This window comes from Aeromicrobium senzhongii, assembly GCF_014334735.1.
Taxonomy (GTDB): Bacteria; Actinomycetota; Actinomycetes; order Propionibacteriales; family Nocardioidaceae; genus Aeromicrobium; species Aeromicrobium senzhongii.
Window position 1 is genome coordinate 480,135 of the sequence record NZ_CP060587.1, and the last position, 21,367, is coordinate 501,501.

General features: G+C 69.6%; 23 protein-coding genes and 1 pseudogene. 21 read left to right on the forward strand and 3 right to left on the reverse strand.

The window, feature by feature from the left end; all coding sequences use genetic code 11:
* Positions 1 to 80: 80 nt before the first annotated feature.
* The 4 genes from secY (at position 81) to H9L21_RS02460 (ending at position 3,290) form a co-directional block, all read left to right on the forward strand.
* Positions 81 to 1,385 carry a preprotein translocase subunit SecY gene (secY, locus tag H9L21_RS02445; RefSeq protein ID WP_187411725.1) on the forward strand — a complete coding sequence of 435 codons (1,305 nt, stop codon included), beginning with the start codon at positions 81 to 83 and terminating at the stop codon, positions 1,383 to 1,385.
* The gene (locus H9L21_RS02450; RefSeq protein ID WP_255467142.1) at positions 1,382 to 1,948 is read left to right on the forward strand and encodes an adenylate kinase; all 567 of its coding nucleotides are present in this window, start codon (positions 1,382 to 1,384) and stop codon (positions 1,946 to 1,948) included. Before secY ends, H9L21_RS02450 begins: the two co-directional genes overlap by 4 nt.
* 19 nt (positions 1,949 to 1,967) lie before the next feature.
* Positions 1,968 to 2,783: a type I methionyl aminopeptidase gene (map, locus tag H9L21_RS02455; RefSeq protein ID WP_187411726.1), complete on the forward strand. Its 816-nt coding sequence runs from the start codon at positions 1,968 to 1,970 to the stop codon at positions 2,781 to 2,783.
* Between the two features lie 96 nt (positions 2,784 to 2,879).
* Positions 2,880 to 3,290 (forward strand): nuclear transport factor 2 family protein, encoded by a 411-nt coding sequence (locus tag H9L21_RS02460; protein ID WP_154595835.1) that lies wholly within the window; start codon positions 2,880 to 2,882, stop codon positions 3,288 to 3,290.
* Between the two features lie 6 nt (positions 3,291 to 3,296).
* Here H9L21_RS02460 and ddaH read toward each other — a convergent pair whose 3' ends face one another.
* Positions 3,297 to 4,154 (reverse strand): dimethylargininase, encoded by an 858-nt coding sequence (ddaH, locus tag H9L21_RS02465; protein ID WP_154595834.1) that lies wholly within the window; start codon positions 4,152 to 4,154, stop codon positions 3,297 to 3,299.
* Between the two features lie 123 nt (positions 4,155 to 4,277).
* On the opposite strand from ddaH, the gene H9L21_RS02470 reads away from it, so the two are divergent.
* The 13 genes from H9L21_RS02470 (at position 4,278) to H9L21_RS02530 (ending at position 16,180) form a co-directional block, all read left to right on the forward strand.
* Positions 4,278 to 4,775: an Lrp/AsnC family transcriptional regulator gene (locus H9L21_RS02470; protein ID WP_154595833.1), complete on the forward strand. Its 498-nt coding sequence runs from the start codon at positions 4,278 to 4,280 to the stop codon at positions 4,773 to 4,775.
* 9 nt (positions 4,776 to 4,784) lie between these two features.
* Complete coding sequence (locus tag H9L21_RS02475; RefSeq protein WP_154595832.1) at positions 4,785 to 6,224, forward strand: MFS transporter; 1,440 nt, start codon at positions 4,785 to 4,787, stop codon at positions 6,222 to 6,224.
* A complete protein-coding gene (locus H9L21_RS02480; protein WP_154595831.1) occupies positions 6,221 to 7,528 on the forward strand; it encodes a M20/M25/M40 family metallo-hydrolase in 1,308 nt (435 codons plus the stop codon). The genes H9L21_RS02475 and H9L21_RS02480 overlap by 4 nt, the downstream gene beginning before the upstream one ends.
* An 18-nt stretch (positions 7,529 to 7,546) precedes the next feature.
* Positions 7,547 to 7,912, forward strand: a complete 366-nt coding sequence (locus H9L21_RS02485; protein ID WP_154595830.1) for a DUF1330 domain-containing protein — start codon at positions 7,547 to 7,549, stop codon at positions 7,910 to 7,912.
* A gap of 161 nt (positions 7,913 to 8,073) precedes the next feature.
* Positions 8,074 to 8,295, forward strand: coding sequence for a translation initiation factor IF-1 (gene infA, locus H9L21_RS02490; RefSeq protein ID WP_007078610.1), 222 nt, complete (start codon positions 8,074 to 8,076; stop codon positions 8,293 to 8,295).
* 49 nt (positions 8,296 to 8,344) lie between these two features.
* On the forward strand, positions 8,345 to 8,458 hold the full coding sequence (gene rpmJ / locus H9L21_RS02495) for a 50S ribosomal protein L36 (protein ID WP_008361054.1): 114 nt from the start codon (positions 8,345 to 8,347) through the stop codon (positions 8,456 to 8,458).
* Positions 8,459 to 8,631: 173 nt separating this feature from the next.
* Complete coding sequence (rpsM, locus tag H9L21_RS02500; RefSeq protein WP_154595829.1) at positions 8,632 to 9,000, forward strand: 30S ribosomal protein S13; 369 nt, start codon at positions 8,632 to 8,634, stop codon at positions 8,998 to 9,000.
* An 8-nt stretch (positions 9,001 to 9,008) separates the two neighbouring features.
* Positions 9,009 to 9,407 carry a 30S ribosomal protein S11 gene (gene rpsK, locus H9L21_RS02505; RefSeq protein ID WP_078699099.1) on the forward strand — a complete coding sequence of 133 codons (399 nt, stop codon included), beginning with the start codon at positions 9,009 to 9,011 and terminating at the stop codon, positions 9,405 to 9,407.
* A gap of 31 nt (positions 9,408 to 9,438) precedes the next feature.
* Complete coding sequence (gene rpsD, locus H9L21_RS02510) at positions 9,439 to 10,047, forward strand: 30S ribosomal protein S4 (RefSeq protein WP_154595828.1); 609 nt, start codon at positions 9,439 to 9,441, stop codon at positions 10,045 to 10,047.
* A gap of 64 nt (positions 10,048 to 10,111) precedes the next feature.
* Positions 10,112 to 11,122, forward strand: a complete 1,011-nt coding sequence (locus H9L21_RS02515) for a DNA-directed RNA polymerase subunit alpha (RefSeq protein ID WP_154595827.1) — start codon at positions 10,112 to 10,114, stop codon at positions 11,120 to 11,122.
* Between the two features lie 34 nt (positions 11,123 to 11,156).
* Positions 11,157 to 11,711 carry a 50S ribosomal protein L17 gene (rplQ, locus tag H9L21_RS02520; protein ID WP_154595826.1) on the forward strand — a complete coding sequence of 185 codons (555 nt, stop codon included), beginning with the start codon at positions 11,157 to 11,159 and terminating at the stop codon, positions 11,709 to 11,711.
* A 144-nt stretch (positions 11,712 to 11,855) separates the two neighbouring features.
* A complete protein-coding gene (locus H9L21_RS02525) occupies positions 11,856 to 13,862 on the forward strand; it encodes a S8 family serine peptidase (protein WP_154595825.1) in 2,007 nt (668 codons plus the stop codon).
* Positions 13,863 to 13,960: 98 nt separating this feature from the next.
* The gene (locus H9L21_RS02530; protein WP_154595824.1) at positions 13,961 to 16,180 is read left to right on the forward strand and encodes a S8 family serine peptidase; all 2,220 of its coding nucleotides are present in this window, start codon (positions 13,961 to 13,963) and stop codon (positions 16,178 to 16,180) included.
* A 6-nt stretch (positions 16,181 to 16,186) separates the two neighbouring features.
* Here the strand turns inward: H9L21_RS02530 and H9L21_RS15585 are convergent.
* Positions 16,187 to 16,273: pseudogene (locus tag H9L21_RS15585) on the reverse strand (hypothetical protein); the annotation flags it as partial.
* A 45-nt stretch (positions 16,274 to 16,318) separates the two neighbouring features.
* A complete protein-coding gene (locus H9L21_RS02540; protein ID WP_187411727.1) occupies positions 16,319 to 16,822 on the reverse strand; it encodes a thioesterase family protein in 504 nt (167 codons plus the stop codon).
* A 162-nt stretch (positions 16,823 to 16,984) separates the two neighbouring features.
* On the opposite strand from H9L21_RS02540, the gene H9L21_RS02545 reads away from it, so the two are divergent.
* The 4 genes from H9L21_RS02545 (at position 16,985) to H9L21_RS02560 (ending at position 21,346) form a co-directional block, all read left to right on the forward strand.
* Entirely contained in the window at positions 16,985 to 18,496 is a 1,512-nt protein-coding gene (locus H9L21_RS02545; RefSeq protein ID WP_154595822.1) for an AMP-binding protein, read from the forward strand.
* Positions 18,493 to 19,185 carry an HAD family hydrolase gene (locus H9L21_RS02550; protein WP_154595821.1) on the forward strand — a complete coding sequence of 231 codons (693 nt, stop codon included), beginning with the start codon at positions 18,493 to 18,495 and terminating at the stop codon, positions 19,183 to 19,185. Before H9L21_RS02545 ends, H9L21_RS02550 begins: the two co-directional genes overlap by 4 nt.
* Before the next feature lie 74 nt (positions 19,186 to 19,259).
* Positions 19,260 to 20,069 (forward strand): SDR family oxidoreductase, encoded by an 810-nt coding sequence (locus tag H9L21_RS02555; RefSeq protein WP_154595820.1) that lies wholly within the window; start codon positions 19,260 to 19,262, stop codon positions 20,067 to 20,069.
* A gap of 44 nt (positions 20,070 to 20,113) precedes the next feature.
* Complete coding sequence (locus H9L21_RS02560) at positions 20,114 to 21,346, forward strand: acyl-CoA dehydrogenase family protein (RefSeq protein ID WP_154595819.1); 1,233 nt, start codon at positions 20,114 to 20,116, stop codon at positions 21,344 to 21,346.
* Positions 21,347 to 21,367: the final 21 nt, after the last annotated feature.

Here is a 21,367-nt window from a genome sequence, read left to right on the forward strand (position 1 = left end):
TTCTCCCCATGGGGAGAGCCCGCCCGTTTCGCTCACTGTTACAGTCAGACGGCGTCAAGCCGTGAAGCGGGAGGAAGTCCGTGCTCAAAGTCTTCGTGAACGCGTTCAGGACACCTGAACTGCGTCGCAAGATCCTCTTCGTGCTGGGGATCGTCGTGCTCTTCCGGCTCGGCTCCATGCTGCCCGCTCCGGGCGTGAACGTGGCCAACGTGCGTCAGTGCGTCGACCAGGCCGCCGGCGGCGAGAACGCCGGCCTGTTCGCCCTCATCAACGTCTTCTCCGGCGGCGCCCTGCTGCAGTTGACCGTGTTCGCGCTGGGCATCATGCCCTACATCACCGCGAGCATCATCCTGCAGCTGCTCGTCGTCGTGATCCCGCGGCTGGAGGCCCTCAAGAAGGAGGGCCAGTCCGGTCAGGCGAAGATCACGCAGTACACCCGCTACCTGACGGTCGGCCTGGCGATCCTGCAGGCTGCCGGCATCGTGGCGCTGGCCCGCAGTGGCGACCTGTTCCAGGGCGCCTGCAACCTGCCGCTGCTCTACCGCCCCGACAGTCTGGCGTCGTATCTGCTCATCGTCCTGACGATGGTCGCCGGCACGACCGTGATCATGTGGTTCGGCGAGCTCATCACCGATCGCGGTGTCGGCAACGGCATGTCCGTCCTGATCTTCACCCAGGTCGTCGCGACCTTCCCCGGTGCGATGTGGAACATCCGCCAGGGCCAGGGCTGGACCACCTTCGCCATCGTCATCGCCGTCGGCCTGGCCGTCGTCGCCCTGGTCATCTTCATCGAGCAGGCCCAGCGCCGGATCCCGGTGCAGTACGCCAAGCGCATGGTCGGTCGCCGGATGTTCGGCGGCTCGTCGACCTACATCCCGCTCAAGGTGAACCAGGCCGGCATCATCCCGGTCATCTTCGCCTCCAGCCTGATGTACCTGCCGGTCCTGTGGGTCAACTTCAACCAGGGCTCCCCGGCCTCCACGTGGATCCAGGATCACCTCGTCACCGGCGAGCACCCGCTCTACATGGCGATGTTCTTCCTGCTGATCGTGTTCTTCACGTACTTCTACGTGTCGATCACCTTCAACCCCGAGGAGGTCGCCGACAACATGAAGAAGTACGGCGGCTTCATCCCGGGCATCCGCGCCGGCAAGCCCACCCAGGACTACCTGGCGTACGTCCTCTCGCGCATCACGGCTCCCGGTGCCCTGTACCTGGGCCTGATCGCGCTCATCCCGATGCTGGCGATCTCGCTGGTGGGCGCCAACCAGAACTTCCCGTTCGGCGGCACGACGATCCTGATCATCGTCGGCGTCGGTCTGGACACCGTGAAGCAGATTGAAAGCCAGTTGCAGCAGCGCAACTACGAAGGGTTCCTGAAGTGACGCGACTCCTCATCATGGGTCCGCCCGGGGCGGGCAAGGGCACGCAGGCGGTGGCGCTCGCCGAGCGCATCGGCGGTGCTCACATCTCGACCGGCGACATCTTCCGCGCCAACGTGGCGCAGCAGACCGAGCTCGGTCAGACCGCGCAGCGGTACATGGACGCCGGCGAGTACGTGCCGGACGAGGTGACCAACGCGATGGTCGCCGACCGGCTCGCCCAGGACGACGCCCGCGAGTCGTTCCTGCTCGACGGCTACCCGCGCACGCTGGACCAGGTCGCCAAGCTCGACGACATCCTCGGCGCGCTGGACTCCAAGCTCGACGGCGTCATCGCGCTGACCGTGGTCGAGGACGAGCTGATCGCGCGTCTGCTCGAGCGGGCCAAGAGCAGCGGTCGCTCCGACGACACCGAGGACGTCATCCGGCACCGCCAGGACGTCTACCGTGCCGAGACCGAGCCGCTGCTCGCGGTGTACCGCGACCGCGGTCTGCTGATCGAGGTCGACGGCATGGGCACCCCCGAAGAGGTCGGTCGCCGCATCGCCGACGCTCTGCCGTCCTGATCCGGTCCGAGGAGTCCCCGTGTTCGGCGAGTCCATCGAGCTGAAGACCCCCGAGCAGCTCGCCACGATGCGCCAGGCGGGTCTGGTGGTCGGCCGCACCCTCGAGGTGCTGCGGGCCGCCGTGGCCCCGGGCGTCTCGACGGCGGACCTCGACGCCCTGGCGCGCGAGCGTCTCGCCGCCGAGGGCGCGACCTCGAACTTCCTGGGCTACCACGGGTTCACCGGGGTCATCTGCGCCTCGGTCAACGACGAGATCGTCCACGGCATCCCGGGCGACCGGGTGCTGGCCGAAGGCGATCTCATCTCGATCGACTTCGGCGCGGTCGTCGACGGCTGGCACGGCGACGCCGCGATCACCGTCCCGGTCGGCGAGGTCGCACCCGAGGTGGCCGAGCTCAATCGCGTCACCGAGGAGTCCCTGTGGCGGGGCATCGCCGCCGCGCGCATCGGTGGGCGCGTCGGCGACATCTCCCACGCGATCCAGTCCTACGTCCGCAGCCAAGGCCGCTACGGCATCACCGAGGGCTTCACGGGGCACGGCATCGGCTCCGAGATGCATCAGGCGCCGGACGTCCCGAACGCCGGGCGTCGCGGCAAGGGTCCCAAGATCACGCTGGGCATGGCGCTGGCCATCGAGCCGATGATCACGCTGGGCACCTCGCGCGCCGAGATCCTCGAGGACGACTGGACCGCCGTCACCACCGACGGCACCTGGGCGGCACACCACGAGCACTCCATCACGGTCACGACCGAGGGTGTCTGGGTGCTCACCGCGCTCGACGGCGGCGCCGCCCGCCTCGCCGAGCTGGGCGTCCCGTGCGCCGAGCCCGCCTGACCTCACTGCGGGCGAGATGTGCTCCGAATTCCACCTTTCAGATCGATTGAAAGGTGGAATTGGGAGCAAATCTCGGGTGTGGGAGAGACTGGGCGCATGCGCATCTCGTGGTTGACCCCGGTCGTGCTCGGCGCCGTGCTGCTGGCCGGTTGCGCCGATCGCGGCGACGACCCCGACCGGCCGGCGACCACCCCGAGTCCGTCGGGGGCCGCTGCCGAGGCGACGCTCCGGGACTATCTCGTGGCGGCCGACGCCGGCGACTGCGACGCGGTCAAGGAGACCGTGCTCCTGCCCGAGCAGGTCGAGTGCGGGGACGTCCACGAGCAGGAGGGCCGCTGGTCCGCCGGAGGCGTCGACCTCCGGGCGGTGCCCATGACGACCGAGGTCGTCGAGACCAGTGCGACGGTGACGGTCGACTGGCCGAAGGATCCCGAGGACGTCTGGAGCCTCGAGCACGTCGACGGTTCGTGGCGAGTCGTCAACGCCGACTCCGGTGACGAGGTCTGAGTCCGCTCAGCGGTGCAGCTCGGCGGTGCAGCACTTGACGCTGCCGCCGCCCTTGACGAACTCCGTCAGCGCGACCGGCACCGGGCGATAGCCGCGGGGGACCAGGGCGGACGCGAGATCGGTGGCCTCGCGGGGGAGCACCACGTTCCAGCCGTCGCTGACCAGATTCAGTCCGAAGGCCAGTGCGTCGGCCTCGGAGCACTCCCAGGACCCGGGGAAGAGGCGGCGTAGGGTCCGCCGGCTCCGTCGGCTGAACGCGCCGGGGAACCACGCGATGTCCGCGGGTGCCTCTCCGCCACCGTCGTCGAGGACGGCCAGGGCGACGTCGAGGTGGTAGAAACGCGGGTCGACCAGGTCCAGGGACACGACGGGACGGCCCAGCGCGGCTGCCGCCTCCGCGTGGGCGTCCCGGCTGGTGCGGAACCCGGTCCCGGCCAGGACGACGTCGGCCAGGACGAGGAAGTCGCCCTCGCCCTCGTTGACGTGGGCCGGCCGGCTGACCTCGCGCCCGGTGCCGCGCAGGAAGTCGACGTGGGCGTGCGCCTCGGCCTGGCGCTGCGGGAATGCGAAGGCCGCGCCGTAGGTGCGCGTGCCGATCGAGACGGCGCCGTTGGCCGCGAACACCATGTCCGGCAGGCCCGGGACCGGGTCGAGCAGGTCGACGCGGTGACCCAGCCCCAGGTAGGTGTCGTGGAGCTCCTGCCACTGGAGCCGAGCCGCCACGGAGTCGACGGCCACCGTGGGATCCATCCACGGGTTGATCGCGTAGACGACGTCGAACTGCGTGGGCGGGCACATCACGTAGTGCCGGGTGCGCGCCGCGCGGGGCGCGACGGCCCGTGGCGTCGTCAGGATCTGGGCCATGGGACTCCCTCGGTCGATTCCTCGATCCTAAGGAGCGCCGGACGATCGAACCATCGATCTTTCCTGCCTCTGACCGATGATTCGTTGCGCATTCCGCGCCCTGACCTTTGGTACGTTTCGGGCATGAGCCTGGACCAGATCGATCGTGACCTGCTGGAGGCACTCACCGAGGACGGCCGCGCGAGCTTCGCCGCGCTGGGCTCTCGCGTGGGACTCTCGGCACCGGCCGTGAAGCGCCGCGTCGACCGCCTCGTCGAGACCGGTGTCATCAGTGGCTTCACGGTCGTCGTGGACCCGCACCATCGCGGCTGGACGACCGAGGCGTACGTCGAGGTCCACTGCCAGGGCACGATCTCGCCCGCCGTCCTGCGCGAGGCCTTCCTGCAGGTCCCGCAGGTCCACGCCGCGGCGACCGTGTCCGGAGCGGCCGACGCGATGCTGCACCTCGTCGCGGAGGACGTCCGCGACCTGGAGCAGGCCCTGGAGAGCATCCGGGCGGGGGCGGCCAACGTCAGCCAGACCGAGACGTCCATCGTCCTGTCGCGGCTCGTGCACGACCGGCGCAGCGTGGCCGGGCAGGAGCGTCGGGAAGGGCGACCGTCGGACCCGGCGCGCCGCTAGCGTGACCGCATGACTCGATCGCGGACCGCCTCGGTCGGTGCCGGACTCGTCGGCGCCCTCGTCTTCGTCGAGTTCGTCAGCGGGTTCCTGCAGGGGTACTACACGCCCTTGGCCACCGACATCGCCCGGCACCTCGACATCAACGACGCGGACGTGAACTGGTTCGAGGCGGCGCAGCTGCTGTTGTCGGCGCTGTGCGTGCCGCCGCTGTCGAAGCTGGGCGACCTGATCGGGCACCAGCGGGTCCTGGCCTGGTCGGCCGGGCTGACCGCAGTGGCGACGTGGGGGATCGCCCTGTCCTCGAGCTTCGAGACGTACCTGGTCTTCTGGGCCCTGCAGGGCGTGTTCACGGTCTGGCTGCCGCTCGAGGTCGCCCTGATCTACCGGCGCAGCATCGGCCGGCCGATGCGCGCCGCCGCGACACGTCGCGCGACGGGCGTCATCGTCGCGGCGTTGCAGGCCGGTGCCATCGCGGGCGCCCTCTCGGCGGGCGCCACGTCGGCGGTGTTCGACGCACTGTGGATGGTCCTGGCCGTGCCGGCGGTGCTGACCGTCGCCGTGGTGGTGGTGATCATCGGGTTCGTCCCGGGCGGACACGAGGTCCAGCCCGGCAGCCTCGACGGGCCGGGGTTGGCCTGGATCAGCGCGAGCCTGCTGCTGGTGACGGGAGGTCTGTCGCTCGTGCGGGTGTGGGGTGCCGGCTCGCCGTGGCCGTGGACGGCGATCGTGCTCGGAGCGCTCGCCCTGGTCCCGTTCTGCCGCCACGAGCTGCGGACGCCGGACCCGATCATCGATCTGCGGGTCATGCGACAGCCCGCGATGTGGCCCGTCCAGTTCACGGCCCTGCTGTTCGGGGTCAGTGTCCTCGGGGCGCAGATCCCGTTGTCGACCTTCGCGCAGACCGATCCGGAGGTCCATGGCTACGGCCTCGGTCTGGACTCCACGTCCGTGGCCCCGATCATCGGCGGCTACGTGTTCTCGATGCTCGTGGGCGCCCTGCTGTTCGCCCGGATCAGTCAGCGGTCGAGTCCTCGGGCGTGCCTCATCGGTGCCGCCACGCTGGTCGGGGTCGGGTACGCGGCCCTGCTGGCCCTGCACGGGTCGGTGCTGCAGATGGCCGCCTGCATGATCGTCGCCGGGCTGGGCTCGGGTGCGCTCGTCGCGGCCCTGCCGGCGGCCGCCGCAGCGGCCGCACCCGAGGGTCGTACGGCCGTGGCCACGGGCCTGACGAACACGACCAAGACCATCGGCGGCTCCTTCGCCTCGTGCATCTTCGGGGTCGCCCTGGCCGCCGGGGCGACGCACGCGACGGCCGCCTCGCTCTCGGGGTACTACACGGTCTGGATCGTCTGCTCCGCCACGGCGTTCGTGGCGGCGATCGGGCTCAGGTTCGTCCCTCGGCTGGCCTTCGCCGATCCGGTGGCACGAGAAGAGGAGCTGGAACGATGACCGCAGCCGAGCGACTGGCCGAGCTGATCGCCTGCCGCACCGTCTCTGCGCCCGACGAGCGCGACGAGGCGCAGTTCGTCGCCTTCCGCGAGACCTTCGCGCGGCTCTACCCGCAGCTGCACGGGTCACTGGAGCTGACCGAGTTCGAGGGCGGCACCCTGCTGTTCCGGTGGCCGGGTCGCACGTCGGCCGATCCGCTGGTGCTCATGGCGCACTACGACGTCGTCCCCGCACCGGCCGAGCAGTGGGATCGCGACCCCTTCTCCGGGGCCCTCGAGGACGGCTTCGTCCACGGCCGCGGCGCGCTCGACGACAAGGGCCCGCTGGTCTGCATCGCCGAGGCCGTCGAGTCCCTGCTGGCGGAGGGGTTCGAGCCCGCCCGCGACGTGTACCTGTCGTTCGGCGCCGACGAGGAGGTCTTCGGTCGCGGCGCGTCCGACGTGGTGTACCACCTCGAGTCCGCCGGCGTCCGGCCGTGGCTCGTCTCGGACGAGGGCGGCGCGGTCGTCGACGACGCCCTGCCCGGCGTCTCGGCCCTCACCGCGATGGTCGCGATCGTCGAGAAGGGCAGCGTCGATGTCGGCCTGCTGGCACGCGGCGGGGGAGGGCACGCGTCCACGCCGTCCCGCCACGGCGCCACCGCCCGGCTCGCCCGCGCCGTCGTGCGGCTCGAGCGACATCCCGCGACCCCGCACCTGTCCGATCCCGTCCTGCAGATGCTGGACGCCCTGGCCGACCTCGTGCCGCGCCCGGCCGGTGCCGTGCTGCGCCGCGCACGTCGGGCCAACCGCCCGGTGGCCGAGCTGCTCGCCCGGCTGGGCAAGGAGACCGGCGCGATCGTGCGCACCACGATGGCGGTGACCCAGCTGAGCGGCAGTCCCGCCCGCAACGTCCTGGCCACCGAGGCGCGCGCGAACGTCAACGTGCGGCTCGCGATCGGCGACACGAAGCAGCAGCTGGTGACGCGCCTGGAGCGGCTGCTCCGAGGTCTCGACGTCGAGGTCGAGCGCGTCGACGGCGACGATCCGCCCCCGGTGTCGCGGACCGACAACGACGCGTGGCGGGCCCTGGGCGATGCCATCGCGGTGCTGGGCCCGGACATCCATGTCGTGCCGTACGTGCAGACCGGAGGCACCGACTCGCGTCACTTCACCCGCATCAGCGACTCGGTCTACCGCTTCGCCCCGCTGCACATGACCCGGGCGCAGCGCGACTCGATCCACGCCCCGAACGAGAAGGTCGCGATCGAGACGCTCGAGCGCGGCAGTGCCTTCCATCGCGCACTCATCACAGGGCTGGGCTGAAGGCCCTAGAGTCGGCCCATGGCAGTCGATCCCACCGGTGCGGACCTCAAGCGATTCCTGGCCGAGGACCCCGGTGGTCCCGTCGTGATGCTGAACCTGCTGCAGTTCCGCGAGGACGGCATCGCGTCCTACCGCGAGTACAGCGAGCGGGTCGGTCCGTTCCTGGCCAAGGTCGGCGGCGAGGTCGTCCACGCGGGCAACCTGTCCACCGCGCTGGTCGTCCCGCAGGACTGGCCGTGGGACGCCGTGCTGCTGGTCCGCTACCCCTCGCGCGAGGCGTTCAGCCAGATGGTGGCCGATCCCGAGTACCAGCAGATCACCGGTCTGCGGTCGCAGGCGCTCGACGCCGCGGTCCTGCAGGCCGGCACCACCTGGGGTGTCTGAACCCGCTTCCGAGGCCCGATTTGAGTCCGGGGCCCCCTTCGACGTAGACTTGTGTGTCGGCCTAGTCGGGCCGTATCCCCATGCCCAATGGCAAACCCGGGAACGGGTGGGGACACGTGCGCGTGCCTGGTCGAACAGTCGATACGAAGAAGTTGAGGTGTATGGCGAAAAAAGAAGGCGTCATCGAGATGGAGGGCGCGGTCGTCGAGGCCCTGCCCAACGCGATGTTCCGGGTCGAGCTGGCCAACGGCCACAAGGTCCTGGCACACATCAGCGGCAAGATGCGCCAGCACTACATCCGGATCCTCCCCGAGGACCGTGTCGTGGTGGAACTCTCGCCCTACGACCTCAGCCGCGGTCGCATCGTCTACCGCTACAAGTGACAACTACACATCCCCCACGTTCAGTTCGTACCGAAGAGAGAGCTTCTCGATGAAGGTCAACCCGAGCGTGAAGAAGATCTGTGACAAGTGCAAGGTGATCCGTCGCCACGGCCGCGTCATGGTGATCTGTGAGAACCCGCGCCACAAGCAGCGCCAGGGCTGAATCAGAAAACCCTCTTCTTCAACGCAGCACCCTGAACATCTGATGGCTCATCCGGGCCCCGTCCACGACGGAGTCCGGGTGTCACCTCCGGCGCAGAGGCCGGAGCCCGATCGAGGCGATCGGGATGCCCCAGGTGACGACACCTCTGCCGAACCGAAAGGAACTGCCAGCACATGGCACGCCTCCTCGGAGTGGATCTGCCGCGCGAAAAGCGCGTGGTGATCGGACTCACGTACATTTTCGGGATCGGCCGCACTCGTGCGGTCGAGGCCCTCGCCGCCACCGGCATCGACCCCAACACCCGTGTTCACGAGTTGACCGACGACCAGCTCGTCGCGCTCCGTGACTACATCGAGGCGAACTTCCAGGTCGAGGGTGACCTGCGCCGCGAGGTCACCGCGGACATCCGCCGCAAGATGGAGATCGGCTCGTACCAGGGCCGCCGTCACCGTGCGCACCTGCCCGTTCGCGGCCAGCGCACCAAGACCAACGCGCGCACCCGCAAGGGCCCCAAGCGCACCGTCGCCGGAAAGAAGAAGTGAGGTAGCCGATGCCCCCGAAGAACTCCGGCGCCAAGAAGGTGCGCCGCAAGGAGAAGAAGAACGTCGTTCAGGGCGAAGCCCACATCAAGAGCACGTTCAACAACACGCACGTGACGATCACCGACCCCAGCGGTGCGGTGATCGCGTGGGCCTCCGGCGGAACCGTCGGCTTCAAGGGCTCGCGCAAGTCGACTCCGTACGCCGCCGGCATGGCCGCCGAGGCCGCCGGACGTCAGGCGATGGACCACGGCATGAAGAAGGTCGACGTCTTCGTCAAGGGCCCCGGCTCGGGACGAGAGACGGCGATCCGGTCGCTCAGCGGCGTCGGCCTCGAGGTCGGCACCATCTCTGATGTGACCCCCAGCCCCCACAACGGCTGCCGTCCGCCCAAGCACCGTCGTCTCTGACGCGTCGACTTTCTTCAAGGAGTAATCACCCATGGCCCGTTACACCGGACCTCTCACCAAGAAGTCGCGCCGTTACGGCGTCGACCTCGTTGGTGGGGACAAGGCCTTCGAGCGCCGTCCGTACGCGCCCGGCCAGCATGGCCGCACCCGCGTCAAGGAGTCGGAGTACCGCACCCAGCTGCAGGAGAAGCAGAAGGCGCGTTACACCTACGGCGTCCTCGAGAAGCAGTTCCGCAAGTACTACGAGCTCGCCTCGCGTCGTCCCGGCAAGACCGGTGACAACCTGTTGATCCTGCTCGAGAGCCGCCTCGACAACGTCGTCTACCGTGCCGGCCTGGCCCGCACGCGTCGTCACGCCCGCCAGCTGGTGACCCACGGTCACTTCCTGGTCAACGGCGTGAAGACGAACATCCCGTCGTTCCAGGTCAGCAAGCACGACATCATCGACGTCAAGACCAAGAGCCTGGACACGACGCCGTTCATCGTCGCTCGTGAGACCCACGACGCCGACACGGTGCCCGGCTGGCTCGACGTGTCGCCCGATCGTGGCCGCATCCTCGTGCACAACAAGCCCGTGCGCGAGCAGATCGTGGTTCCGATCCAGGAACAGCTCATCGTCGAGTTCTACTCGAAGATCTGATCCTTCACCAACCTCCACCAACCCGGCCCTCATATAGCGGTGGGACCGGAAAGGAAGATGCATCATGCTGATCGCACAGCGCCCCGTTCTGTCCGAAGAGGTCGTCGACGAGTTCCGTTCGCGGTTCGTCATCGAGCCCCTCGAGCCCGGATTCGGTTACACCCTCGGCAACTCGCTGCGTCGTACGCTGCTGTCGTCGATCCCGGGTGCGGCCGTCACCTCGATCAAGATCGACGGTGTCCTCCACGAGTTCTCGACCATCGAGGGCGTCACCGAGGACGTCACCGAGATCATCCTCAACCTCAAGAACCTCGTCGTGTCGTCGACGATCGACGAGCCCGTGGTCATGTACCTGCGGGCCGACACCGCCGGTGACGTCACCGCCGCGGCGATCACGCCGCCGGCCGGCGTGGAGGTCCACAACCCGGACCTGCACGTCGCGACGCTCAACGACAAGGGTCGTCTCGAGATCGAGCTGGTCGTCGAGCGTGGCCGCGGCTACGTCTCGGCCGTCCAGAACAAGACGGGCGACGAAGAGATCGGCCGCATGCCGGTCGACTCGATCTACAGCCCGGTCCTGAAGGTCACCTACAAGGTCGAGGCCACCCGTGTCGAGCAGCGCACCGACTTCGACAAGCTGATCATCGACGTCGAGACCAAGTCCTCGATCCTGCCGCGCGACGCGATCGCGTCGGCCGGTTCGACGCTGGTCGAGCTCTTCGGCCTGGCCCGTGAGCTCAACGTCGAGGCCGAGGGCATCGACATCGGCCCGTCGCCGGTGGACGAGCAGCTGGCCGCCGACCTCGCGTTGGCGATCGAGGACCTGGACTTCACCGTCCGTTCCTACAACTGCCTCAAGCGCGAGGGCATCCACACCGTGGGTGAGCTCATCACGCGCAGCGAGCAGGACCTGTTGGACATCCGCAACTTCGGGTCGAAGTCGATCGACGAGGTCAAGGCCAAGCTCGCCGAGCTCGGTCTGTCGCTCAAGGACAGCCCGCAGGGCTTCGATCCGTCCGCCGTCATCGACACGTTCGACGAGGACGCCGGATTCGCCGAGGACGAGCAGTACTGAACTGCTCTGACACCACTGATTCAGGAGTAACGACATGCCCACCCCCACCAAGGGTCCTCGCCTCGGCGGCAGCCCTTCGCACCAGCGGCTGATCCTGGCGAACCTGGCCCAGAGCCTGTTCGAGCACGGCCGCATCACGACGACCGAGGCCAAGGCCAAGCGCCTGCGCCCGTACGCCGAGCACCTCATCACCAAGGCCAAGACCGACACGGTGGCCAACCGCCGCCACGTCGTCAAGGTCATCCGTGACAAGGGCGTGCTGCACACGCTCTTCACGGAGATCGGTCCGGCCATGGCCACCCGTCCGGGCGGCTACACGCGCATCACGAAGATCGGTCCGCGCAAGGGCGACAACGCCCCCATGGCCGTCATCGAGATCGTGGAGGCCAAGGACTTCGACGCCGCCGCGCCGAAGGCTCCGGCTGCCGAGGCCGCTCCGGCTGCCGAGGCCGCTCCGGCTGTCGAGGAGGCCCCGGTCGAGGAGACCGTGACCGACGAGACCGTCGAGACGCCCGCCGAGGAGACCGCTGAGGTCACCGAGGCTCCGGCCGACGAGGCGACCGAGTCCACGCAGGACGAGGCCAAGTAACACCTCTCGTACGAAGCGCCCATCCCGCTGGGGTGGGCGCTTCGTCGTTCCCGGGCAGCGACGCCTCCGCGTCGCACCCGCGGGTTACCATCAAGAGCCACTCGTGGAGCGGGTCGGCGAGACATTGTCGGGGGAAGGTCCATCATGACGCCGTGGCTGCGCCGTCCACTCACCCTGCTCGTGCCTGCGGCGCTGACCTGCGCCCTGGCGGCGGGCTCGCTGCCAGCAGTCGCGGCCGATGCTGCGGACCCGCTGAACACCGCGCCGTTGTCCCAGCCCGCCCGCGGCCTGATCGTCAAGCTCGCCGATGACGCGGACGGTGCCGTGGCCGACCTGGTCGACGACGTCGCCGCCGAGCTGCCCAGCGACATCGGCGTGGCCGAGACGACCTCCGGCCCGGCCGACCTCGGCCTGCTGGAGCTGTCCGAGGAGGTCGAGTCCGAGGATCTCGACGCCGCGATCGAGGTGCTGGAGTCCGACCCGCAGGTCGAGTGGGTCGTCCCCAACGGCGTCCGCCTGCCCTCGGCGACCGCGAACGACCCGTACTTCACCAACGGCCGGCTCTGGAACCTCAACGGCGCCTGGGGCGTCGAGGCCGACAAGGCCTGGGACATCACCACCGGCAGCCCGAACGTGCGGGTCGCGGTCGTCGACACGGGCCTGGTCGCCAACCATCCCGATCTGGTGGGGCAGTCGGTCGCGGGTCGCGACTTCGTCGACGACGAGTACGACTGCGCCAACCTCGCCTGCTCGCGGATCCGGTACCGCAACTCGTTCACCAGTGCCAACGACGGCAACAGCTGGGACGCCAACCCCGCGGACCCCGGTGACTGGCGCGACTACGCCGGCCAGTGCGCGGGGATGGCCCAGGGCCGCAGCACGTGGCACGGCACCCATGTCGCCGGCACGATCGCGGCGAAGCGCAACAACGGCGTGGGCGTCGTGGGCGTCGCGCCCACGGTGAAGGTGCAGCCGGTCCGCGTCCTGGGGCGCTGTGGCGGCACCGACTGGGACATCGCGATGGGGGTCCTGTGGGCCTCGGGCGTGAACGTCACCGGCTACGACGGCCGTCGTCACGGCGCCGTCCCGGTCAACCGGACGCCCGCCAAGGTCATCAACCTCTCGCTGGCTGGGTGGGTGCCTCGGCCCGCGGACGTGCGGGAGCTGTGCAAGTTCTACGGTCAGATCGCCTCTGTCGCGCGCAAGCGTGGGTCCACGATCGTCGCCGCGGCGGGCAACAACGGGCGGAACCACGCCCAGAACGTGCCCTCGTCGTGCCCCGGCTACATCGCCGTGGCCGCCACGGACCAAAAGGGGTTGCGCGCGAGCTTCTCGAACTACGGCCCCGGCATCGACGTGGCGGCCCCCGGCGTCGGGATCGTCTCGACGTTCAACACCGGCGCGAAGGCGCCGGCGACGAACACCTACGCCTCGTGGGACGGCACGAGCATGGCCGCGCCGGCTGTTGCGGCCACTGCGGCTCTCGCGTACTCGGCGGGGATCACGCACCCCGACGTGGTCGAGCGCGTACTCAAGGCCACTGCACGACGGGCGGCCGGGTGCTCCGTGGCCCAGTGTGGCGCGGGTGTCGTCAGTGCCCACAAGGTCCTGACCGCCAAGGCTCCGACGAGTGCGCCCCGATTGACCGGAACGCCGCGGCCCGGTGGCACGCTGCGGGCGACGCCGGGGGCGTGGCGCAACGGCGCCACCGTCAAGCTCACCTGGCTCCGTGCCGGCCGCGCCGTCGCCACGGGCCCCGCGTACCGGGTGACGAAGGCCGACATCGGCAAGGTCGTCACGGTGCGGGCGACCGCCACGAACGGCTCGCCGGGGATCTTCCACCAGAGCTCGGTCGCGGTGAAGGTCAAGCCTCGTCTGGCCTTCGGCCTGCCGTCGAAGCTCAAGAAGTCCACGCGCGCCAAGATGACGGTCAAGGTCAAGGCGCCCTACGTGCGCCCGACCGGCACGATCAAGGTCTACGACGGCAAGAAGCGCATCGCCGTCAAGAAGCTGAAGGCCAAGAACAAGGGCAAGGTCGTCATCAAGCTGCCCAAGATCACGAGGAAGGGCAAGCACCGCATCCGGGTCGTCTACTCCGGCAGCGGCAAGGTGAGTGCGGCCAAGCGGAGCAAGGTCGTCCGCGTCCGCTGATCTCCTGCGCCAAAGGGGGGACGTGACACCCGTGGCACCGGTAACCTGCTGAGGTTCACCTCGTTCGTCGAGACGTCCCCTCCCGTCAGGACACCGCCGTGCGCCGCAGCCTGCCCTTGTTGGTCCTTCCGGTCCTTGTCGCGGCCACCGTGATGGTCGACGTCGGCGCCTCGGCGGCGCCGTCGGGTCCGCCGCCGGGCACCGCTGTGTCGGTCACGACCGATCCCGCGGGCGCGAAGGCGCCGGCCCTGGCCCGCGGCCTCATCGTGAAGGCGCGCACGGACACGCCCGCCCGACGTGCGTCGATCGCCCGGAGCGCGCGCACCGAGCTGCCCGACGGCAACGATGTGGCGTCGACCAGCAGCGCGCCGGCCGGGCTGTCCGTCCTGCGGCTCCAGGACCCGGTGCCCGTCGGCGAGCTCGATGCGGCGATCGCCGAGATCGACGCACGTGCCGATGTCGAATGGGTCATCGCGGACCGGCTGCGATCGACCTCCAGCGTGCCGCCGGTCTCGGTCGACGACCCGCACTTCCTCATCCAGGGGAACCTGTGGGACACCCGCGACACCATCGACGGCCTGCCGACGAACGGCGGCTTCAGCACGAAGGCACCGGCGTTGTGGCGCTCCACGAAGGGCGACCCCTCCGTGGTCGTGGCGGTCGTCGACACCGGCCTCGCCGCGCATCCTGACCTGGTCGGCCAGACCGTCGCGGGCTACGACTTCGTCGACGACGAGTGCACGCCGGTCGGCGACGCCTGCCACTACGACCGCACGTACATCAATGCCGGCGACGGGAACGGATGGGACGCCGATCCGGCCGATCCGGGCGACTGGCTCGACGAGGGCCTGGTGACGAAGTGCTTCGGCCCGATCGACGACCCGGCCGACTACACGGCCGACAGCTCCTGGCACGGCACGCACGTGGCAGGCACGGTCGCCGCGAAGGCCGGGAACGGTATCGGCGTGGCCGGCGTGGCGCCGGGCGTGAAGGTGCAGCCCGTCCGCGTCATGGGCCACTGCGGCGGCTGGGACCTGGACATCGTGTTCGGGATCCTGTGGGCGTCCGGCGAGGACCTGCGCGAGTACGGGGTGCCCCTGAACCCGACGCCGGCGAAGGTCGTCAACCTGTCGCTCGGCGGCGTGTACGACTCGGCGGCCGAGGCCGCCCAGGACTGTGAGCTCTACAGCGACGTCGCCACCGTGGCTCGGGCGCGCGGCGTGACGCTCGTGGCCGCTGCGGGCAACGCGTCCGGCCAGGCGATCGCGCCGCTCAACCTGAGCGTGCCCGCGTCCTGCGCCGGGTACGTGAGCGTCACCGCCTCGAGCGACACCGGACACCGCTCCTGGTACTCGACCGCGGGGGAGGGGGCGGACATCGCCGCACCCGGCGGTGACATGCAGGTGCCCACCACGTCGGCCGAGCGCGGCATCTTGTCCACCATCAACCTGGGTGCGACGCGACCGGCGGCGGCGGGCTACGGCTTCTACCAGGGCACGAGCATGGCCGCTCCGGCCGTGGCTGCGGGTGCGGCACTGCTGTACTCCCTGGGCATCACCGGCCCTGCCGCCGTCGAGCCGGGCCTGAAGTCGGCGGTTCAGCCGTTCTCGACCGTGCCCTACGGGCAACGCACGATCGGCGGCGGGACCGCGTCGCTCACGACCGACGAGCTCGACTGCACCACCACGGGACGGACGGCCTGCGGCGCGGGCATCCTGGACCTGTCCCGGGTGACGGCGCCCCTCGGCGCGCCGAAGATCACCGGGACGCCGGCACTCGGCGTGGTCCTGCAGGGCCAGTCGCGCGGTCTGACGAACGGCGGCGCCGGCTCGACCATCACCTGGTGGCGAGGAGCGACGAAGGTCGGCACGGGGGCGACCTATCGGGTCGTCGCCGCGGACCTGGGTCGGACGTTGACCGTGCGGGACACGGTGGCCTCGGGGCCCTTCGCCGGTGCCTCGCGGGCGGCGTCGGTGGACGTGCCGGTCGCGCCGACCCCGACCCCGAAGCCGACGCCCCAGCCGGTGGCCAAGGTGAAGGCGACGGTACGGATGTCGGTGCCGTCGAAGGTCAAGCGCACGAAGCGCGTGCCGGTGACCGTGCGGATCGCGGCGCGCGGCGTGCGTCCCACCGGCACGGTGCGGGTGTACGACGGCCGCAAGCGGCTCGCGACACGGAAGCTGCAGGCCAAGCACGGCGGCAGCCTGCGGATCACCCTGCCGAAGCTGAAGAAGGGCAAGCACCGCATCCGCGTCGTCTACTCCGGCAGTGCCACGGTGCGCTCGGCAGCGACGAGCAAGGTCGTCCGCTCCCGCTGAGTCGCGTCACGCGTCGAAGGAGTCACCCCGTCCGATGCGGACGGGGCCCTGCGCCGCGGCGGCCGTGACGGGGACTCCGCGGCGGGTCACCTCGACGTGACCTCCGGACCCGGAGACGTGCCCGGGTGAGTGGTCGCCTCAGCGGACGCCCAGGGGTGCGGCCAGGGGCAGCGACCACGGCAGTGCCTCGTGCTCACGGAGTCGGTCCCGCAGCACCTCTGTCAGGTGCTCGGGCATCGGTGTCGTCCGCCGCGAGGTGAGGTCGACGTGGAGCTCGAGGAACTCCAAGGTGTTGGCGATCGTCCCGCGCGAGCGGTTGACCACGATCGTCAGCCCGTGGATCGCCTTGGGTGCGACGCCGAGGATGCGCAGGTGGACCGACAGCTCGTCGCCGACCAGGGACTCGTCGAGGAAGCGGATGTGGTGCTCCACGCTGAAGACGCTGTGTCCGGTGCGAGCGCGGTAGGCGTCGTCGAACCCCAGCTCGGTGAAGGCCGCGTCGGCGGCCTCCATGTGCAGCCGGTAGTAGTGGCCGACGTTGACGTGTCCGTTGCCGTCCTCGAACTCGGGCGGCGCGACCAGGGACAGGGCGGTCCCCAGGCCGGAGACGTCGTCGATCGTGGGCGCGGTGGCGGTGGTCATGGCGGTCACTCTAACCACAGTTGAATCGAGTTTCATATCCCTCGCCCACCTCGTCGGGGGTGCCCGGGGTGACGTGGCCGCGTTTAGGTGCTAAAACTGAAACCAAGTTCACCTTGTGACGCACGACACGTGTCGTCACGTCAGTTGCGATCGAAGGACGACATGGTCAACATCGTTTCCCGCGTCTGGGCCCACGCCGACTCCGAGCCGGGCCGGGTGGCCGTCCGGTCGCCCCGCACGATCACGTTCGAGCAGTTGCGCGAGACGAACCGGCGGGTCGCCGGCGCCGTCCGTGCCGCCGGCCTGCAACCTCTCGATCGGGTGCTGTTCATCGCGCCGACGATCCCCGAGTTCCCCGAGGTCTACTACGGCCTGCACGCGGCAGGGGTGACCGTCACGACGATGAACGTCATGTCGACGGTTCCCGAGATCGACTACGTCCTCGACGACTGCGACGCGTCGCTGGTCATCGCCTGGCACGAGTGCGCCGAAGCTGCGCGCACGGCGGCCGAGCGGCGCGGGATCCCGTTCTGGCAGCTCGACCCGGGCGTGACCATCGAGGCCGAGCCCCTGATGCAGGCCCACGAGCACGAGCCCGACGACACCGCGATCATCCTCTACACGTCCGGCACGACCGGTCGGCCCAAGGGTGCCGAGCTGACGGCCGGCAACCTCGTCGAGACCGTGGACTCCTTCATGCCCGTCCTGGAGCTCAGTGACGACGACCGGTTCGGTACCGCGCTGCCGCTGTTCCACGTCTTCGGGCAGGCGGTGTGCATGAACACGGCGCTCGCGGTGGGGGCGTCCTTCTCCCTGCTGAGTCCGTTCGATCCGGTGAAGATGCTGGAGATGGTCCGTGCGGATCGGCTCACGACGCTCTCGGGTGTGCCGACCATGTGGAACGCGATGCTGCACGCGCAGGGTGACTTCACCCCCGAGGACTTCGCCTCGCTGCGGATGGCCACGTCCGGCGGCGCTTCGCTGCCCGTCGAGGTCATCCGGGCCTTCGGCGAGCGCTTCGGCTGCACGATCCTCGAGGGCTACGGCCTGACCGAGACGACCGGTGCCGCCACCTTCAACGACCTACGTCGCGAGCAGCGCACCGGCACGACCGGTCCCGCGCTGCCCGGGACCGTCATCGAGGTCCGGGACTCCACCGGCGCGGTGTTGCCGCCCGGTGAGGTGGGCGAGGTCTTCATCAAGGGGCCGACCGTCATGAAGGGGTACTGGAACCGGCCCGAGGCGACCGCGAGCGAGCTCGTCGACGGGTGGCTGAAGTCCGGCGATCTCGGATCGCTCGACGCCGACGGCTACCTGACGATCGTCGACCGGGTGAAGGACCTGGTGATCCGCGGTGGCTACAACGTGTACCCCCGCGAGGTCGAGGAGGTGCTCTACGAGCACCCGGCCATCGTCGAGGTGGCCGTGGTGGGCATCCCCGACGACCACTACGGCGAGGAGATCGCCGCGGTCATCGCTCTCGCGCCGGGTCACGAGACGACGGGCGAGGAGCTGCGCGCCTGGGCCAAAGAGAGGCTCTCGGCCTACAAGGTGCCGCGCGTCTACTCCTTCGTCGACACCCTGCCCAAGGGCGCCACGGGCAAGATCCAGAAGCGCGCCATCGACAAGGACGCCCTGCTCGAGATCGCCCGCGCCGCGGTCCGCGCGCGATGACCTCGGCGACGGCGCGGGCCGAGCAGGACGACGTCTTCGCCTCCGAGGCGCCGCCGCGCGCCGTGCTGTTCGACTTCGGGGGAGTGCTGACGACCAGCGTGTTCGAGTCGTTCGCCCGGTGCAGCCTCGAGATCAGTGGCGACCCCGACCTGCTGCTGCAGGTCGTGGCGCAGGACGAGGCCGCGAGCGCGGCGCTCGTCGAGCACGAGTGCGGCCGCATCGAGGACGAGGAGTTCGAGGCGGCCGTGGCGCGTGCGCTGGCGGCCCGTGGTGTCGAGATCGAGCCGGACGGCCTCATCGCCGCGATGCAGCGTGGCCTCGAACGTGACGTCGCGATGCGCACCGCCGTCGAGCGCCTGCGTGAGCACGGCGTCGCGGTCGCCCTCGTCTCGAACTCCCTCGGCCGGGACTGCTACACGGGGCACGACCTCGACGAGCTGTTCGACGTGCAGGTCATCTCGGGTCGCGAGGGGGTCCGCAAGCCGTCGCGGGCGCTGTACCGCATCGCCTGCGAGCGGCTGGACGTCTCACCCGCCGAGGCGCTCATGGTCGACGACCTGGCGATCAACGTGCGCGCCGCACACGCGCTGGGGCTGGGCGGCGTCGTGCACCGCAGTGCCGAACGGACCATCGGGCACCTCGCGGATCTGCTCTCCCTCCCGGTCGACGATCTCCGCGCCGAAAACTAATCTTGAACTTGAGCCCGACTTCAGGTTAGAGTGTGAACCACGTCACCCCGACCCCTTCCGACACAAGGAGCAGCATGGACATCACCGGCAAGGTCGCCGTCGTCACCGGAGCCGGTGGCGGCATCGGAGCCGCTCTGGCCGAGGCGCTGGTCACGGCCGGCGCCCGGGTCGTCCTGGCGGACCTCAAGGCCGACGGTGTCGACTCCGTGGCGGCCCGCCTCAACGCGCAGACCCCCGGATCCGCTGTCGCGGTCGCCGGCGACGTGTCCCGCACCGAGCAGATCGAGAAGCTGATCGCCGCCGCCGAGGAGTCCTTCGGTCCGGTCGACGTCTACTTCGCGAACGCCGGGGTCGGCGGGGGAGTGTCCCTGGACGCCTCCGAGGAGGAGTGGGACCTCGCGCACCAGGTCAACGTCATGGCGCACGTGCGCGCGGCCCGCCTGCTCGTGCCCGGCTGGATCGAGCGGGGACAGGGTTACTTCGTCTCGACCGCCTCGGCAGCCGGCCTGCTGACGCAGATCGGCTCGGCGACCTACTCGGTCTCCAAGCACGGTGCCGTCGCGTTCGCCGAATGGCTCTCGATCACGTACGGCGACCAGGGCGTGGCCGTCAGCTGCCTGTGCCCCATGGGCGTCAACACCGACATGCTCACCGGCGGCGGACCCGTCACCAACGAGACGCAGCGCCGCGCCGCGAAGGCCGTCACCGACGCCGGCGGCGTGCTCGAGGCCGACGAGGTCGCCGCGATCGTGCTCCGGGCCATGGCGGCCGAGGAGTTCCTCATCCTGCCCCACCCCGAGGTGAAGGTCTTCGCCTCCCGCAAGACCGGCGACATCGACCGCTGGCTCGCGGGGATGCGCCGTTACCAAGCCTCACTCGCCTGATCATCGCGCTCGAACGCGACCCACCGAACAGCCAAGGAGCTGACATGCAATTCGAACTCTCGGACACTGCCAAGGAGTACCAGGAGAAGCTGCTCGCCTTCATGGACGAGCACATCTACCCGGCGGAGGCCGTCTACCACCGGCAGATGGCCGAGGCCGGCGATCCGAACTTCCACCCGCCGATCCTCGAGGAGCTCAAGGCCGAGGCGCGCAAGCGCGGCCTGTGGAACCTGTTCCACCCCCACAAGGACGAGGCCTGGGGCTCGCCGGGTCTGAGCAACCTCGACTACGCGCCGCTCGCCGAGATCATGGGTCGCAGCCCCTACATCGCCCCCGAGGCCATGAACTGCAACGCCCCGGACACCGGCAACATGGAGGTGCTGCAGCTGTTCGGCACCGAGGAGCACAAGGAGAAGTACCTCAAGCCGCTGCTCGCCGGTGAGATCGCCTCGGCGTTCTGCATGACCGAGCCGGCCGTGGCCAGCTCGGACGCGACCAACGTCGAGCTGCGCATGGTGGCCGACGGCGACGAGTACGTCCTCAACGGGCGCAAGTGGTTCGCGTCGAACGCGCTGCACGCGAACTGCAAGGTCCTCATCGTCATGGGCAAGACCAACCTCGAGGCCGAGACCCACCGTCAGCAGTCGATGATGGTCGTCCCGATCGACGCCCCGGGCGTCACGATCGTCCGTGGCCTGCCGGTGTTCGGCTACATGGACCGCGAGGGCCACGCCGAGATCCTGTTCGAGGACGTCCGCGTCCCCAAGACCGCGCTGCTGGCCGGCGAGGGCGACGGCTTCATGATCAGCCAGGCCCGCCTCGGCCCGGGCCGCATCCACCACTGCATGCGCTCGATCGGCATGGCCGAGCGCGCGCTCGACCTGATGATCAGCCGCGCGCAGAGCCGCACGACGTTCGGTCAGCCCGTGGCGATGCGCTCGAACATCCAGGACTGGATCGCCGAGGCGCGCATCGAGATCGAGATGATCCGCCTGCTGGTGTTCAAGACGGCGTACCTGATGGACACCGTGGGCAACCAGAAGGCTCGTACCGAGATCGCGGCCATCAAGGTCGCGGCGCCCGAGATCGCGCTGAAGATCATCGACCGGGCCATCCAGGTCCACGGCGGCGGCGGCGTCACCGACGACTTCCCGCTGGCCAGCTTCTACGCGCACCAGCGCACCCTGCGGATCGCGGACGGCCCGGACGAGGTGCACAAGCGCACCATCGCGCGTGTCGAGCTGCGCCGCATGGAAGCCGAGCTGTCCCGCGCCTGAGCGCCACCGGTGTGTGCGGGC

Coding starts and splice junctions, on each gene's coding strand:
- H9L21_RS02485 (WP_154595830.1), top strand. CDS start 7,547: ATGGCAGTCGATCCCACCGGTGCGGACCTCAAGCGATTCCTGGCCGAG.
- infA (WP_007078610.1), top strand. CDS start 8,074: ATGGCGAAAAAAGAAGGCGTCATCGAGATGGAGGGCGCGGTCGTCGAG.
- H9L21_RS02460 (WP_154595835.1), top strand. CDS start 2,880: ATGCGCATCTCGTGGTTGACCCCGGTCGTGCTCGGCGCCGTGCTGCTG.
- H9L21_RS02555 (WP_154595820.1), top strand. CDS start 19,260: ATGGACATCACCGGCAAGGTCGCCGTCGTCACCGGAGCCGGTGGCGGC.
- rplQ (WP_154595826.1), top strand. CDS start 11,157: ATGCCCACCCCCACCAAGGGTCCTCGCCTCGGCGGCAGCCCTTCGCAC.
- H9L21_RS02540 (WP_187411727.1), bottom strand. CDS start 16,822: ATGACCACCGCCACCGCGCCCACGATCGACGACGTCTCCGGCCTGGGG.
- H9L21_RS02480 (WP_154595831.1), top strand. CDS start 6,221: ATGACCGCAGCCGAGCGACTGGCCGAGCTGATCGCCTGCCGCACCGTC.
- H9L21_RS02560 (WP_154595819.1), top strand. CDS start 20,114: ATGCAATTCGAACTCTCGGACACTGCCAAGGAGTACCAGGAGAAGCTG.
- rpsD (WP_154595828.1), top strand. CDS start 9,439: ATGGCCCGTTACACCGGACCTCTCACCAAGAAGTCGCGCCGTTACGGC.
- ddaH (WP_154595834.1), bottom strand. CDS start 4,154: ATGGCCCAGATCCTGACGACGCCACGGGCCGTCGCGCCCCGCGCGGCG.
- H9L21_RS02475 (WP_154595832.1), top strand. CDS start 4,785: ATGACTCGATCGCGGACCGCCTCGGTCGGTGCCGGACTCGTCGGCGCC.
- rpsK (WP_078699099.1), top strand. CDS start 9,009: ATGCCCCCGAAGAACTCCGGCGCCAAGAAGGTGCGCCGCAAGGAGAAG.
- rpmJ (WP_008361054.1), top strand. CDS start 8,345: ATGAAGGTCAACCCGAGCGTGAAGAAGATCTGTGACAAGTGCAAGGTG.
- H9L21_RS02470 (WP_154595833.1), top strand. CDS start 4,278: ATGAGCCTGGACCAGATCGATCGTGACCTGCTGGAGGCACTCACCGAG.
- rpsM (WP_154595829.1), top strand. CDS start 8,632: ATGGCACGCCTCCTCGGAGTGGATCTGCCGCGCGAAAAGCGCGTGGTG.
- H9L21_RS02545 (WP_154595822.1), top strand. CDS start 16,985: ATGGTCAACATCGTTTCCCGCGTCTGGGCCCACGCCGACTCCGAGCCG.
- H9L21_RS02525 (WP_154595825.1), top strand. CDS start 11,856: ATGACGCCGTGGCTGCGCCGTCCACTCACCCTGCTCGTGCCTGCGGCG.
- H9L21_RS02550 (WP_154595821.1), top strand. CDS start 18,493: ATGACCTCGGCGACGGCGCGGGCCGAGCAGGACGACGTCTTCGCCTCC.
- H9L21_RS02515 (WP_154595827.1), top strand. CDS start 10,112: ATGCTGATCGCACAGCGCCCCGTTCTGTCCGAAGAGGTCGTCGACGAG.